This is a genomic window from Streptomyces lacaronensis (genome assembly GCF_047337785.1).
Classification (GTDB): Bacteria; Actinomycetota; Actinomycetes; order Streptomycetales; family Streptomycetaceae; genus Streptomyces; species Streptomyces lycopersici.
This window is the reverse complement of record NZ_JBLHDK010000003.1, coordinates 11,595,068-11,609,221: the sequence shown is the minus strand read 5'-3', so window position 1 is coordinate 11,609,221 and position 14,154 is coordinate 11,595,068. Positions and strand designations below refer to the sequence as shown.

Genomic DNA, 14,154 nt, shown 5'->3' with positions numbered 1-14,154 from the left:
GTGTCGGATGCGCAACGAGGGACTGGGGTCATGGCCCGCACGCCGGGCCCGTAAGACCCCGCACCGCACGGCCCTGATCCATGGCGAGCAGTCGACCGACTACCGCACCCTGCACATCCGCACCACCCGCCTCGCCCATGCCCTGCGCGCCCGGGGCATCAGGCGTGGCGACCGCATCGCCCACCTCGGCCCCAACCACCCCGCCTATCTGGAGACCCTGTTCGCCGCCGGCCTCCTCGGTGCCGTCTTCGTCCCCCTCAACACCCGGCTCACCGGCCCCGAGATCGCCTACCAGCTCGCCGACTCCGGCGCCAAGGCCCTCATCCACGGCGAGGCACACACCGGACTCGTCGCAGGACTGCCGGCCGGCACCGATGTACGGATCCGCCTCGAGATCGGCGACGCGTACGAACAGACCCTGGCGGCCGCGCCGACCGAGCCGATCGATGAACCGGTCTCCCCCGACGACACCTGCCTCATCATGTACACCTCGGGGACGACCGGCCGCCCCAAGGGCGCGATGCTCACCCACTCCAACATCATCTGGAACGCCGTCAATGTGCTGGTCGACCACGATCTGTTCGCCGACGAGCGCGCCCTGGTGTCCGCCCCGCTCTTCCACACCGCCGGCCTGAACATGATCACCTTGCCGGTACTGCTCAAGGGCGGCACCTGCGTTCTGGTGGAGGCCTTCGACCCCGGAACGACCCTCGACCTGATCGAACGGCATCGCATCACCTTCATGTTCGGAGTGCCGACGATGTTCGGCCAGGTGGCCCGGCATCCCCGCTGGGCGAACGCCGATCTGTCCTCGCTCCGCATCCTCACCTGCGGCGGATCCCCGGTGCCGACCCCGCTCATCGCCACCTACCAGGAGCGCGGGCTCACCTTCCTCCAGGGCTACGGCATGACCGAGGCCGCGCCCGGCACCCTCTTCCTGGACGCCGAGCACGCCGCCGACAAGGCGGGCTCGGCAGGCGTACCGCACTTCTTCAGCGACGTACGGGTCGTACGGCCCGATCTCACCCCGGTCGGCACCGGCGAGACCGGCGAAGTGGTGGTGCGCGGACCACATGTGATGTCCGGCTACTGGGGGCTGCCCGAGGAGACGGAGGCCGCGTTCGCGGGCGGCTGGTTCCGCAGCGGGGACGCGGCCCGGGTCGACGAAGACGGTTATGTGTACATCGTCGACCGGATCAAGGACATGATCATCTCAGGCGGCGAGAACGTCTACCCCGCCGAGATCGAGGATCTCCTCCTCGCCCACCCGGGCATCGCCGAGTGCGCGGTGATCGGCGTCCCGGACGACACATGGGGCGAGGCGCCCCGGGCGGTCGTCGTCCCGGCGGCGGGCGCCGAACTCGACCCGGAGCAGGTGCTGGCATCACTGTCCGGGCGGCTCGCCAAGTACAAGATCCCCAAGTCGGTGGTGATCGCGGACGAACTTCCGCGCACCGCCTCCGGAAAGCTCCTCAAGTCCCGGGTGCGCGACCGCTACGGCACCCCCGCCCCTGAACAGGAAGCCGATTCATGAGCATCACCGTCAACGGCCTGGACGAACTCAAGAAGCTCGCCGACGCGGACCTCGGCACCAGCGAGTGGATCGAGGTCACCCAGGACCGCATCGACACCTTCGCCGATGCCACCGACGATCACCAGTGGATCCACACCGACCCGGAGCGAGCGGCCCAGGGTCCCTTCGGCGCGCCGATCGCACACGGCTACCTCACGTTGTCCCTGTTCATCCCCCTCTTCACCCAACTGCTGGACGTACGGGGCGTGACCACCAAGGTGAACTACGGCCTGAACAAGGTGCGCTTCCCCGCACCGGTGAAGGCCGGATCCCGGATACGGCTGGTGGCCCGGCTCACCTCGGTCGAGGACGTACCCGGCGGCGTCCAGATCACCGTCGACGGCACGATCGAGGTGGACGGCGGCACGAAGCCCGCTGCCGTGGTACAGAGTCTGTCCCGCTTCTACGTCTGACCTGCCGCACTACGAAAAAGACCGGCGAGACCGGCGGGTCCGGCGGCCGACACCGCACCGCCGACCACCGCACCGCCGAGCCGGCTTCCCGGAACCTCGGCTCAGGCGGCGAGCACCTGTGCCACCGCCATCGCGGGCAGGGGCGCCACCGGGATGCGCACCGGCGCGACCGGGCCATGAGCGGGCCACACGCGGTATGTGGTCTTGGCCGGATCCACCAGGGGCTCACCGAGAGTGATCCGCCCCTGGGAGTACAGCCTGTCGCATACGGGGGTGGGCAGTGCGACATAGCAGCCTCCCCGGTTGGTGACGGAGTCGTACGGCTGCCAGTAGCCGTACCGGCGTCGTCCACTCGAGTGCACGGTGCAGAACACCGGAGTGCGGGAGTTGGACATGACACGGAGAACACCGGCGTCGGCAGCCTCGAACGGAACCTCGGAACGGGAGCGGGACGAGCAGAGGACCGGGGACATCAAGGCTGCCTTTCCGAGGGGCCGGGACTCAAGATCAGCTACCCAATTAAAGCAGTGATTTGATCTCGATGGCACAACTCCCGTCCAAACGGCGGGGCTTGGGCATGTCGGCACGGACACGGTGGCACGGTGTGCGGCGACCCGACCAATCCGTACCTCGCGTGCAGCGGCTGCCACCAGCCGGAACGGTCCCGCGCTCCGGGCGTTGTCGGCCCCTCGGCCCGCTCCTAGGGTGGGAGCACTTCCATAGCCTTCCTGGCCACGGCGGGCCTGGCCGCCACCACCCTCGACGCACCGGCTGCCGGATCCGTACGCCCTCCGGTCAGGGTTGCGGATGGGCGTCGTGGGTGAGGAGGGCGAGCTGGACGCGGTTGTCCAGGTCCAGTTTGGCCAGGGCGCTGGAGAGGTGGGCCTTGACCGTGCCGAGGGAAAGGTGAAGGCGGGCGCCGATGTCGGTGTTGGACAGGCCTTCGGCCACCGCCTCGGCCACCTCGCGCTCGCGTTCGGTGAGCGACGCCAGCCGCTGCCGGGCGCGTTCGGCGCGGTCGTCCGGTCCGCCCGCCGCGTGCCGGATGAGGGCACGCGCGGCGGACGGCGACAGCGCGGGCTCGTCGCGGGCGGCCCGCCGTACCGCCTCGACGATCTCCTCGGGCACGGCGTGTTTGACGAGGTACCCGGCGGCACCGGCGCGCATCGCCTCCAGCACCAGGCCGTGCTCGTCGAAGGTGGTCAGCACGATCACCTGCGGGGCCTGGGCACCGCGCCGGGTGAGCTCGCGGGTGGCCGCGAGGCCGTCCATGACCGGCATCCGGATGTCCATCAGGACCACATCGGGCGCGTGTTCACGGACGGCGGCGGCCACCTCTGCGCCGTCCGGCGCCTCCCCCACGACCTCGATACCGCCCGCCCCGCGCAGCATCATCTTCAGCCCGGTCCGCACGAGGGGGTCGTCGTCGGCCAGCAGCACTCGGATCATCGTGTCACCTCGCGGGCCACGGTAGCCGGGCGCGCAGCGTGAAGGTGCCGTCGGCGGCGGCGTGGTCGAGGGTGCCGCCGTCGAGCCGGACCCGTTCGGCGAGCCCGGTCAGACCGGCGCCGGTGCCCGGGACCGTCCCGTCTGCGCGTGGCGCGGCGGCCAGCCCGTTGCGGACCTCCACCGTGAGGCCGCCGCCGGGACCTCCGGCCAGCCGTACGCTGACGGCTGTGCCGGGCGCGTGCTTGCGGGCGTTGGTCAGGCCCTCCTGGGCCACGCGGTAGACGGTCCGGTGAATTTGCCCCCGCAGTGCGCGGACGGCGTCGGCGGTCAGCTCGGTACGGAAGTCCACCGGCTGCCCCGTGGCACGGGCGTCCGCGACCAGACCGTCGATGTCCGCGATCCGTGGCAGCAGCGACACCGGCTCACCGCCGCCCTCCGCCCGCAGCAGGTGCAGCACCTCCTGCAACTCCTCCACGGCCTGGTGTGCGTTGCCCCGGATCACCTCGGCGCTCTCGGCGACCTCGGCACTGCTCAGCGCGGGCCCGGCGCCCGCCTCCGCCTGCCGGGTGCGGTAGGCCAGCGCGCCCGCGTGCACGGAGAGCAGGGAGATGCGGTGCGCCAGTACGTCGTGCATCTCGCGGGCGATGGCCTGGCGTTCGCCGCGGCGGGCGTCGGCGAGCCTGCGCTCGTGTTCGGCCCGGGCCCGCTCGGCGTCCGCGCGCAGCCGCTCGAAGAGCAGCCGCCGGGAACGCAGTGCGCTGCCCGAGGCGAAGGCGGCCAGGAGGTAGGCCAGCGAGAACGCGGCGTCGAGCCACAGGTCGTCAGCCGCTCCCGACAGCAGCAGACCGGAGGGCACCATGCACACCACGTACGCACCGAGCATCAGCAGCGCCTGCCGCCAGCGCAGACGGAGCGCGAGGTTGGTGACGATCAACGCACCGGCAGGCAGAGCGCTGGTCGCCAGCGCCACCGCGGGCAGCCCGATCAGCGCCACGGCGAGCGGGGAACCGCGCCGCCACCACAGTGCACAGCAGGCCACGAGCCCCAGCAGCGGGTCCAGTTCCGCCGCCCACCCCGGCGGATCGCCCTGCTCCCTCACCACACCGAGCACGACCATGCCGAGGAAGACGGCCGCGCAGCAGAGTCCCGCGTCCACCGCCCGGTCGCGCCAGGTGCGCCCGGCCGGGCGGGCGAGGTCGAGGCCGTTGGTCATACGGTGAGGGTATGCGGGCCGCGAAGGGCGGCACATCGGCCAACTGGCCAGACGTCCCCTGGCCATCGGTCTGGCTCCCGCCGCCTCCTCCTGGACCGTCGGCGAATGGTGCCGACCCAGGTGGCTCCCGCAGGCTGCTGCCATCCGGAAGACGGGAGAGAACGAGATGGGTGCAGTCCAGGTCAGCAGGGCGCGGTTGCTGCGGCTCGCGGGGGCCGTCGCCGTCGGCGCGGTACTGCCCGCCGGGTACGCCGCCGCGACGGAGTGGCACGACAGCGCGGGCGCCCCGGCGGATCGGAAGCGGGCGGGAGACGCCCGGCCGGGCGGGGTGCGTTATCGCGGGGTCGTCTACGAAGTGGGGGAAGGCGAGACGTCCGCGACGGCGTGGAGCGCGGCTCGTACCCGCACCGACCTGCGGGTGATCCGCCGCCAACTGCACGCCGACACGGTGAAGATCACCGGTGATGGCGTCGAACGGCTCACCCGCACCGCGGCCGAGGCGGCCGAGAGCGGTCTGCGAGTGTGGCTGGAGCCGACCCTCGGCGATGTGCCCGCTTCGGACATCCTCGACCACCTCGCGGAGACCGGACGATTCGCCGAACGACTGCGCCGGCAGGGCGTACGGGTGCATCTGAACGTGGGCTGTGAGTTCATGCTGTTCGTCCCCGGGATCGTGCCCGGCGCCACCGCGACCGAGCGGATCGAGAACCTGGTCAAGGGCAACTACGACCCGGTGCGGACCGCCCGGCGCCTGCGCCGCTTCACCGCACGGGCCGCCGCCGTCGGCCGCTCGGTCTTCCGCGGGCCGCTGTCGTACGGAGCCGCGCAGGACGAGGACGTGGACTGGGACCTGTTCGACCTGGTGTGCATCGACTACTACGGCTGGTTTCCGAACCGCGCCGGGCACGTCAAGGAGCTGCGTGGATACCAGCGTCACGGCAAGCCGCTCGCGATCACCGAGTTCGGCTGCTGCACCTTCGAGGGCGCACCCCGCCTGGGGGGTATGGGCTGGGACGTCGTCGACTACGCCAAGACACCGCCGCGGGTCAGGAAGGGGCTGGTGCGCAGCGAGCACACACAGGCGGCGTATCTGACCGATGTGCTCGACGTGTTCGAGTCGATGAACCTGTATGCGGCGATGGCCTATACCTTCGTCACGCCCGACGCCCCACACCGCCGCGAGCCGCGACTCGACCTGGACATGGCCGCCTACAGCCTGGTGAAGGTGATCCGGGACCGTCCGGCGGAGCCGGACTCCCCCTGGCACTGGGAGCCCAAGGAATCCTTCCGGGCCCTGGCCGACGAGTACGCCCGCCACCGACGGCGTCCCTGAGAGCACAGCCACTCACACGTCGACTCATGCGCGCTCGTACGACCCGCCCGCACCGTACCGGCGCAGCAGCCACAGGCCGTACGCCAGGTGGAAGGCGTACACGCTCGCCTGCCACCAGTCCGGGGCCGAGCCGGGAGAGCGGATCTGGAAGAAGTCGTCGAGTCCGTGGACGATCACCATCGGCCAGATGGAGCCGATCGCATAGCGCAGTGCGGCGCATGTGAAGCCGAAGAATCCGGCGGACAGCATCTGCCACAGCGTGTCGTCGAGCGAGGCGTCGAAGAACAGGAAGTTCTGGATGTGGCCCGCTCCGAAGAGGACGGCGACGCCGACGGCCGCGCGCATCGGACCGAGTGGGCCGAGGGTCTGCTGGACGAGTCCCCGGCTGTACATCTCCTCGTTGACGCCGACCCACAGCAGCGACACCAGGCCGCTGACGACCACCGTCGCGCTGCCGTCGAGGCCGGCCACGGTGTACGAGCAGGCGACCAGCAGCATCGGCGCGGCCAGCCACCAGCGGCGCGGACGGCCTGGCGCGGCTACCCCGGAGACACCCAGCCAGCCCCACCGCCACAGCACGAGCCACACCCCCGCGGCGCAGATGGCGTTGACCAGGGTGGCGCCGAGGTCCGGGTACCAGGAGGGCGCCAGTGGGGGCAGGATCACCTTGGCGAAGAGCAGCAGCACGGTGTGCCATGCGAACGTCAACTCCACCGCGCCGCACAGTGGATGACGGATGACGTGGTCTTTCCACGACTGCATCACGGGATGAGCGTAGCCGCGGGCGCGGAGAAGGGAACGCGGAGCTTTCGGTGGTCGAGAGATCCGGTCTTGCCTTGCTACTCCTGGCTGGACTTTCGGCACTGGGCTTCCTACGCCGGGCGGGATACGGGGTTGCCGCACCGCGGACAGGGAGTTTCGTAACGCTTCGGTGTTTCGTCGCGACCATTGGTGAGCCAACCTGCAACGGCTGCGCCCGCGCCCTTGCTCCCGCCGACTCCGCACCAGCCCAAGGTCCGCGCACTGGGCTGGTACGCCGCCCAGCGGGGAACGGACCACTTCCCCAACGATGAGCGTTCGAGGTGGCGCCTACTGCGGGTAGGCGGTGTCGCGAGCGGTCTTCTCCCAGGTGGTGACGTCGGAGCGGATGGCGTCGAGGTGGGTGAGGACCGCGTCGACCGCGTCGCTGCCCAGGGGCAGCCGCAGGGGGGTCCGCTCGGCGTCCAGGGCGGCCAGGATCGCCGCCGCGGCCCTGGCCGGGTCGCCCGGCTCCGCGCCCCCGGCGGTCTGGGTCATCCGCCGGGTGGGCCCGACCGTCTCGGCGTAGTCGGCGATCTCCTCGCTGGCGCCGGTGTTGTCCATCAGGCTGGTGCGGAAGGCGCCGGGCTCCACGATGAGCACCTTGATGCCGAGCGGGCGCACCTCCTCCACCAGCGCCTCCGAGAATCCCTCCAGGGCGAACTTGGTGGCGCTGTAGGCGGAGAATCCGGCGAAGGACATCTGGCCGCCCATGCTGCTCAGCTGGACGATCGCACCGGAGCGCCGGGCCCGCATGGCGGGAAGCACGGCCCTGACCAGGGCGGCGGGGCCGAAGACATGCAGGTCGAACAGCGAGCGCAGCTCGGCGTCGGTGGTCTCCTCGGCCGCGCCGACATGGCCGCGCCCCGCGTTGTTGACCAGGACGTCGATCCTGCCGTGACGGCTCACCACGTCCCGCACGGTGGCCTCGATACCGGCGGTATCGGTGACGTCCAGCGTCAGCGCCTCCACCTGGTCGGGGTGCGCGGCCACGAGGTCGCCCAGCGCCTCCACACGGCGTGCGGTGGCCACGACCACGTCTCCGGCGGCCACCGCGGCTTCGGTGATCGCCCGGCCGAAGCCACTGTTCGCCCCGGTCACCAGCCAGACCTTGCCCATCGGACATCCCTTCACGGAAGTGTTGTGCTCTTGGGGTCGACTCTCGCGGAGAAGTCCTTTGCCCGTCCAAGACCCGGTGTGATAACCGATGGTTATGGATGTGCATGGACGGGATCTCCGGTACTTCACCGCCGTGGCCGAGGAGCTGCACTTCACCCGCGCGGCCGAGCGGCTGTTCGTCTCGCAGCCGGCGCTGAGCAAGCAGATCCGGATGCTGGAGCGCCAGCTCGGCGCGCCGCTGTTCGTACGGGACGGCAGGAGCGTCCGGCTCACACCGGTGGGCGCCGCGCTGCTGCCGCACGCCCAGCGGGTGCTCGCCATGTGGGACGCCGCGTGGGAAGCGGTCGAGAAGGCCAAGGCCGGGCAGCGGGCGACGCTTGTCGTGGGGATGAGCACCAGCCCTGGCCGCGGCGGTCTGCTGCCGGGGATCAGGTCCCGGTTCACCGACGTCCACCCCGACGCCCGTATGAAACTGCGCCAGGTGAACTGGGAGGATCCGACCGCGGGGCTCGCGGACGGCTCCAGCGACCTCGCCTTCGTCTGGCTCCCGATGCCCGATCCGGACCGCTACACCTGGGTCGTGGTGGCCCAGGAACCCCGTCTGGTCGCGCTGCCCGAGAGGCATCCCCTGGCCGCCCGGGACGTGGTCGACTTCGCCGATCTGCTGGACGAGCCGTTCCTCGCGCTGCCGCCGAGCGCCGGGGCGCTGCGGGAGTACTGGCTCGCCATGGACGCCCGTGAGGGCAGGCCACCGGTCGTCGGCGCCGAGATCGCCAGCACCGAGGAGACGTACGAGGCGCTGGTGGACGGGCGCGGGGTCTGCCTGCTGGCCAGCGGGAACGCACCGCTCATCACCCTGGGCGGCGTCGTGACCCGACCGGTGCGCGGCATCTCGCCGAGCCAGTACGCACTCGCCCGGCGTGCCGACGACCACCGTCCCCTGGTGCTGGATTACCTACGTGCTTGCAGGGAGGCGACCGGGCAGCCCTCGGCCGGCGCCTGATGTGGAGCCCGGCGCCTGGCCGGACAGATGGTGGAACCGGTCCCAGCGGCCTGTATCCGTGCTCCAAGACGGTTCGCCCCCGCCGTCCGCTTTGGCCTGATCCCTGTGGTCCCCGTCTCACCGCGCCGGACACGATGGGCCTTATGTGACCGATCCACGGACACGAGGGGGAAGCAAAATGCACGAGAAGCACTCGCCGAGGGCCTTATCGAGTGCGGCGGATTCGCGAGAGCTGATCACCAGGAAACCCGGCGCCGCCGCGCGCGAGCATGTGCTGGGATACCGGGGCTTCCAATTCGGTGCGCGTCAGCCTCGATGTCGGCTGCTGGTGCCGGACGGCGTGGTGAAGGTGATGCTCGGGTTCGGCGAGCCGGTACGGATCGCCGACGCGGTGGATCCGCGCCAGTCCGTCACCGGAACCTCGATGATCAACGGCTTACGGGCCACCGCCACGCTGGGCGAGCACACCGGCCAGTTATCCGGCGTGACGGTCATGCTGACGCCGATCGCGGCCTTCCGCTTCTTCGGCGTGCCGATGGCCGAGCTGGCGGAGCGCAACCTGGACCCGGCCGATCTCCTCGGCCGGGAGGCGGGCCGTCTCCTCTGCCGCCTGTCCGAGTGCCGCGACTGGGCATCGCGCTTCGCCCTGCTCGACGGGGTGTTCGCGGCCCGGGCCCAGGCCGGTCCGGTGTGCGCGCCCGAGGTGGTCTGGACGTGGCGGCGGCTGGGACGCACCCACGGCCGGATTCGCGTGGGGGAACTGGTCACCGAGACCGGATGGAGCCGCCGACGGCTGGAGCGGCGCTTCCGCGAGCAAGTGGGCCTGCCACCCAAGCAGTTCGCCCAGGTGCTCCGGCTGCAGGCGGCGCTGCGTCTTCAGGACGGCGGTCTGCCGTGGGCGGAGGCCGCGGCCCTCGCGGGCTACTACGACCAGGCCCATTTCACCCGGGCCTTCAAGGACCGGGTCGGCTGCACGCCGGGCCGGTTCGGAACCCGTCGGGCGTCCTCCAAGCCCGGCGAGCCGCTGGACTTCCTGCCCGATCAGGTCACCAGCGTTCTGCTCGCCGAGTGAGGGCCGCGCGTTCCCGGCGTCGCATTCGTACAAGACATCCTTCCCGCCGGATCGCGATGGTGGCGGAGTCGGCAGACGCCGTCTGTCGGCTCGACCCCACATCGGCCCGCGCCCAGTCCACGGAGCCGGGCCGGACTCGACGGAAGGAGGGTGGACATGTACAGGACGCTCACCTCGATGGGCAGCAGGCTGCTCGGCCTGTTCGTTCCCCAGGTGGAGGCCTCTGCCGTGCAGGTGAAGCAGTGCTGGCCGCAATGCTGGCAGTGCAACCGGCAGTACGGCGGTTCGTGCAGCTGCAACGCCCGGTGCTGCAAGAACTCGGCCGGGGGCTTCGACTGCGCCGGTTGCGTGGGCTGCTGACACCACGCAGGGCCGCGCTGACCGCCGTCTGCTCCTGGGCGACGGCGTACGCGGCGCACCGCTGAACGACAGCGGGCAGGCGGCCCCCGAGTGGCCAACGGGGGCATTCGGGGGCCGCCTTCACGCCCAGCCCGCACCCCTATCTCGATCGAAAGGGTTGCCGTGCAGTATCTGGTGATCGCGGTCCGGGCCATGATCGGCGTGGTCTTCCTGATCGCCTTCCTGAGCAAGTCTGCGGGGCGGGGCAGGTTCACGGCCTTCGTGGAGTCGCTGCCCGCCATGGGAGTGGTGCCACCGCGGCTGGTCGGACCCGCGGCGGGGGCCGTGGTCGCCGCGGAGGGCGCGGTCTGTGCCCTGCTCATCGTGGAGTCCGACGGCGTCACCGTGGCCGGATTGGCCCTCGCGGCGGGGCTGTTGAGCGTTTTCGGGGCGGCGATAGCCCGCACGATACGGCGGGGAACGGGCGCCGCCTGCCGCTGCTTCGGGGCCTCGGCGGCCCCGCTCGGTCGCCGCCACCTCCTGCGCAATGTGGTGCTGACCGCCGTCGCGGCGGCGGCCGGCCTGATGACACTGGCGGACCCGGCACCGGCGACGGCGGCGGGAGCGCTCGTGGCGGCGGTGGCCGGGCTCGTCGCGGGTGTCCTGGTGACCGTACTCGACGACCTGGCCGGGCTTTTCGGTCCGTCCAGGGCCCGGCAGATGCCCGATTCGACGCGCGCACACACCATCCGAAGGCGATCCGGAACATCCGGGATATCCGGGAGGAACCATGCCAGTCCTGATCAGCGCCGTGGTGCTCGTGGGGGCACTGTGTTCGCTGGACCTGATCCTCACCCTGGGCGTGATCAAGCGCCTGCGGGAGCACGGCGAGCTGCTGGCGGCGAGGGCAGTCGACCGGCCACGCTCGGCGATCGAACTCGGCGAGCCGGTGGGTGAGTTCGCCACCCATACCGTGGACGGCGAGCCGTTGGGCCGCGCCATGATGACCGGGGCCACCTTGGTGGGCTTCTTCACGCCGACCTGCGGACCGTGCAAGGAGCAGCTGCCGAAGTTCATGGAGTACGCCCGCACGATGCCCGGCGGACGCGATCGGGTGCTGGCCGCCGTGGTGGGCGATGAGGACCTGGCCGCGCCCATGGTCGCCGAACTGCGATCGGTGGCGAAGGTCGTGACCCAGACCCGCAACGAGGAGCCCATGGGCGCGGCATTCGAGATCATGGCATTTCCCACGGTGCTCATGGTCGCGCCGGACGCCGAGGGGAATGTCGTGGTCACCGACGACGCGGTGGACCTGTCCCGGCCGACGCTTCCGGTGTGAGCACCGTGCGCGGGCGAGGCGGCCACGAGGAGTCGGCGGCGGACCCCGACCGTGTCCCTTCCGACGCCCCTTCCGGACACTCGGGGCGCGCCTCCGGGGGCTCGGGACGCGCCATGATCGCGCTGCGGCGGCTCGCCGCCGTCTGCGCGGTCACCGCCCGCGCCGCCCCCGGCACCCTGCTGCTCCACATAGGACTGTCGCTGCTGGTGAGCGCGTTGCCGGTGGTGACGGCCTGGCTGATGAAGCTGGTCCTGGACGATCTGGCGAGCGGTGCCCCGAGCACGCTGCTGTGGCCCGGTACGGCGATGGCCTGCCTCGGTGTGACGGCGGTGGTGGCCTCGCAGGCCATGCGATACGCGCGAGCGGAGCTGGACCGCCGGGTGGGGCTGGAGATGCAGGACCGGCTGTTCGCCGCCGTCGACGGGTTCGTCGGGCTGGGGAAGTTCGAGAACCCGCACTTCCTGGACCGCCTGCGGCTGGCCCAGCAGGCGGGCCACGAGACGGCCACTCATGTCGCGGAGAGCATTCTGGGCGTCGTGCGCGCCGGGGCGACCATCGGTGGCTTCCTCGGTTCGCTCTTCCTCGTCAGCCCCGTGATGGCCGGGATTCTGCTGGTGGCGGGGGTGCCCGTGCTGTGGTCGGAAGTGGCACTGGCCCGGCGGCGGGCGCGGATGCTGTGGGAGGTCGGGCCGGTCGAGCGGCGGGAGTTCTTCTACGCGGATCTGCTGTCGAGTGTGGAGGCGGCCAAGGAGGTCCGGCTCTTCGGCATCGGCCCGTTTCTGCGCGAGCGGATGCTGACGGAACGGCGTACGGCCAACGCCGCGAAGCGGGCCATGGACCGGCGAGAAATCGCCGTACAGACGGGGCTGGGCGGACTGGCGGCGCTGGTCTCCGGCGGTGGACTGCTCTGGGCGGTCCTCGCGGCGCGCGGCGGGGCGCTGTCGGTGGGCGATGTGACCATGTTCGTGGCCGCGATCGCCGGTGTGCAGGGGGCGCTGACCTCGTTGGCCGGCGACGCCGCGCAGGGCCAGCAGACGCTGCTGATGTTCGACCACTACACGGCGGTGACGCAGGCCACCTCGGACCTCCCGGTCGCGGACCGGCCCCGCCCGTTGCCGGCACTGCGCCATGGAATCGAGCTCCGGGACGTCTGGTTCCGCTACTCTCCCGATCTCCCGTGGGTGCTGCGCGGAGTCGACCTGTACATTCCGCAGGGCCGTGCGCTGGCCCTCGTCGGGCTCAACGGGGCGGGCAAGTCCACTCTGGTGAAGCTGCTCTGCCGGTTCTACGACCCGACGCACGGCGCGATCCTGTGGGACGGCGTGGACATCCGCGAGGTCGATCCGGCGCGGTTGCGGGAGCGCGTGGGCGCGGTGTTCCAGGACTATATGCAGTACGACATGACGGCGGCGGAGAACATCGCGCTCGGCGACCTCACCGTGCTGGCGGATCGGGACCGATCGCGCCAGCGGATGCGTCAGGCCGCCCAACGGGCCGGAATCGACCGCCAGTTGGCCGCGCTCCCCCGTGGCTACGACACCCTGCTGACCCGGATGTTCTTCACGGAGGAGGACAAGGGCAACCCGGAGACGGGCGTGGTCCTCTCCGGCGGCCAATGGCAGCGGCTGGCGCTGGCGAGGGCGTTCCTGCGCGATGCGTGTACCCGCCGCGAACTGATGATCCTCGACGAGCCCTCGGCCGGGCTCGACGCGGAGGCGGAACACGAGATCCACGCGTCCCTGCGAAGCGAGCGGAGCACCCGTACCAGCCTGCTGATCTCGCACCGGCTCAGCGCGCTGCGGGAGGCGGACATCATCGTCGTACTCAAGGACGGGCGGGTCGCCGAGCGGGGGGACCACACCCTGCTGATGGCGGCGGGCGGCGAGTACGCGCGGCTCTTCACCCTCCAGGCCGGTGGCTATCAGCTCTCCGCCGAGGAGTCTCCGGTAGCGCCGGAAGAGGCCGTGTGATGGGTCTGCTGGCACTGGGACTGGGGATGGCGGTGGGCGCGGCTCTCGTCACGGGAACGGTGCTGCGGCGGACACTCGTGGTCGTGACCGTACGGGGCGGGAGCATGGAACCCACGTACCGCGACGGGGAGCGAGTCGTTGTGCGGCGCGGCGGACGGTGCGCGGTCGGGCACGTGGTCGTCGTGCGACAGGAGGACGGCGGGCGCTCCTCACCCACCCCGAGCCAGGCGGGAGCGGCCGTCGGTACGGCACAAGAGTGGATGATCAAGCGTGTGGCCGCGGTGGCGGGCGACCGGCCGCCCCCGGGAGCACTCCCGGAGCCGTACGCCGCCGGTGGCTCCGTCCCGCCCGGGGCACTGGTCCTCCTGGGCGACAACACCCACAACAGCTACGACTCCCGCGAGGCGGGCTACTTCGCCACGACACACGTCCTGGGCACCGTCCTCCGGCCCCGCCCCCGGCCGACGTACGATGGGGGCGCCGGGGGACCGAGACACCGCACGAGGGCGCACACGAGGAGCTGCTAGCGTCCG

15 protein-coding genes are annotated in these 14,154 nt (G+C 71.2%); 10 read left to right on the top strand and 5 right to left on the bottom strand.

Annotation, left to right across the window (positions count from 1 at the left end):
* Positions 1-7 precede the first annotated feature (7 nt).
* Together menE and ACMTAK_RS49895 are read left to right on the top strand one after the other, a co-directional pair.
* Positions 8-1,534, top strand: coding sequence for an o-succinylbenzoate--CoA ligase (gene menE, locus ACMTAK_RS49900; RefSeq protein WP_413812342.1), 1,527 nt, complete (start codon positions 8-10; stop codon positions 1,532-1,534).
* Positions 1,531-1,986: a MaoC family dehydratase gene (locus tag ACMTAK_RS49895; protein ID WP_413812341.1), complete on the top strand. Its 456-nt coding sequence runs from the start codon at positions 1,531-1,533 to the stop codon at positions 1,984-1,986. Before menE ends, ACMTAK_RS49895 begins: the two co-directional genes overlap by 4 nt.
* 101 nt (positions 1,987-2,087) lie before the next feature.
* Here the strand turns inward: ACMTAK_RS49895 and ACMTAK_RS49890 are convergent, their stop codons facing one another.
* The 3 genes from ACMTAK_RS49890 to ACMTAK_RS49880 form a co-directional block, all read right to left on the bottom strand.
* A complete protein-coding gene (locus ACMTAK_RS49890) occupies positions 2,088-2,381 on the bottom strand; it encodes a hypothetical protein (RefSeq protein WP_413812340.1) in 294 nt (97 codons plus the stop codon).
* A gap of 400 nt (positions 2,382-2,781) precedes the next feature.
* Positions 2,782-3,435, bottom strand: a complete 654-nt coding sequence (locus ACMTAK_RS49885) for a response regulator transcription factor (protein ID WP_413812339.1) — start codon at positions 3,433-3,435, stop codon at positions 2,782-2,784.
* 4 nt (positions 3,436-3,439) lie between these two features.
* The gene (locus ACMTAK_RS49880) at positions 3,440-4,648 is read right to left on the bottom strand and encodes a sensor histidine kinase (protein WP_413812338.1); all 1,209 of its coding nucleotides are present in this window, start codon (positions 4,646-4,648) and stop codon (positions 3,440-3,442) included.
* A 166-nt stretch (positions 4,649-4,814) separates the two neighbouring features.
* Here ACMTAK_RS49880 and ACMTAK_RS49875 point away from each other — a divergent pair, with 166 nt between their 5' ends.
* Positions 4,815-5,981 (top strand): abortive phage infection protein, encoded by a 1,167-nt coding sequence (locus ACMTAK_RS49875; protein ID WP_413812337.1) that lies wholly within the window; start codon positions 4,815-4,817, stop codon positions 5,979-5,981.
* 24 nt (positions 5,982-6,005) lie between these two features.
* On the opposite strand, the gene ACMTAK_RS49870 is transcribed toward ACMTAK_RS49875, so the two are convergent.
* Together ACMTAK_RS49870 and ACMTAK_RS49865 are read right to left on the bottom strand one after the other, a co-directional pair.
* The gene (locus tag ACMTAK_RS49870) at positions 6,006-6,743 is read right to left on the bottom strand and encodes a CPBP family intramembrane glutamic endopeptidase (protein WP_413813234.1); all 738 of its coding nucleotides are present in this window, start codon (positions 6,741-6,743) and stop codon (positions 6,006-6,008) included.
* 327 nt (positions 6,744-7,070) lie between these two features.
* Entirely contained in the window at positions 7,071-7,898 is an 828-nt protein-coding gene (locus ACMTAK_RS49865) for an oxidoreductase (RefSeq protein ID WP_413812336.1), read from the bottom strand.
* 94 nt (positions 7,899-7,992) lie between these two features.
* Between ACMTAK_RS49865 and ACMTAK_RS49860 the strand changes: the two genes are divergently transcribed.
* From ACMTAK_RS49860 to ACMTAK_RS49830, 7 genes are all read left to right on the top strand, one after another.
* Positions 7,993-8,901, top strand: a complete 909-nt coding sequence (locus ACMTAK_RS49860) for a LysR family transcriptional regulator (RefSeq protein WP_413812335.1) — start codon at positions 7,993-7,995, stop codon at positions 8,899-8,901.
* 178 nt (positions 8,902-9,079) lie between these two features.
* On the top strand, positions 9,080-9,973 hold the full coding sequence (locus ACMTAK_RS49855; protein ID WP_413812334.1) for a helix-turn-helix domain-containing protein: 894 nt from the start codon (positions 9,080-9,082) through the stop codon (positions 9,971-9,973).
* Between the two features lie 156 nt (positions 9,974-10,129).
* The gene (locus ACMTAK_RS49850) at positions 10,130-10,333 is read left to right on the top strand and encodes a hypothetical protein (RefSeq protein WP_413812333.1); all 204 of its coding nucleotides are present in this window, start codon (positions 10,130-10,132) and stop codon (positions 10,331-10,333) included.
* 90 nt (positions 10,334-10,423) lie between these two features.
* Entirely contained in the window at positions 10,424-11,269 is an 846-nt protein-coding gene (locus ACMTAK_RS49845) for a MauE/DoxX family redox-associated membrane protein (RefSeq protein WP_413812332.1), read from the top strand.
* Entirely contained in the window at positions 11,151-11,651 is a 501-nt protein-coding gene (locus tag ACMTAK_RS49840) for a TlpA disulfide reductase family protein (protein ID WP_413813233.1), read from the top strand. Before ACMTAK_RS49845 ends, ACMTAK_RS49840 begins: the two co-directional genes overlap by 119 nt.
* A complete protein-coding gene (locus ACMTAK_RS49835) occupies positions 11,648-13,621 on the top strand; it encodes an ABC transporter ATP-binding protein (protein WP_413812331.1) in 1,974 nt (657 codons plus the stop codon). Before ACMTAK_RS49840 ends, ACMTAK_RS49835 begins: the two co-directional genes overlap by 4 nt.
* On the top strand, positions 13,621-14,148 hold the full coding sequence (locus ACMTAK_RS49830) for a S26 family signal peptidase (RefSeq protein ID WP_413812330.1): 528 nt from the start codon (positions 13,621-13,623) through the stop codon (positions 14,146-14,148). The genes ACMTAK_RS49835 and ACMTAK_RS49830 overlap by 1 nt, the downstream gene beginning before the upstream one ends.
* The last annotated feature ends 6 nt before the right edge of the window (positions 14,149-14,154 follow it).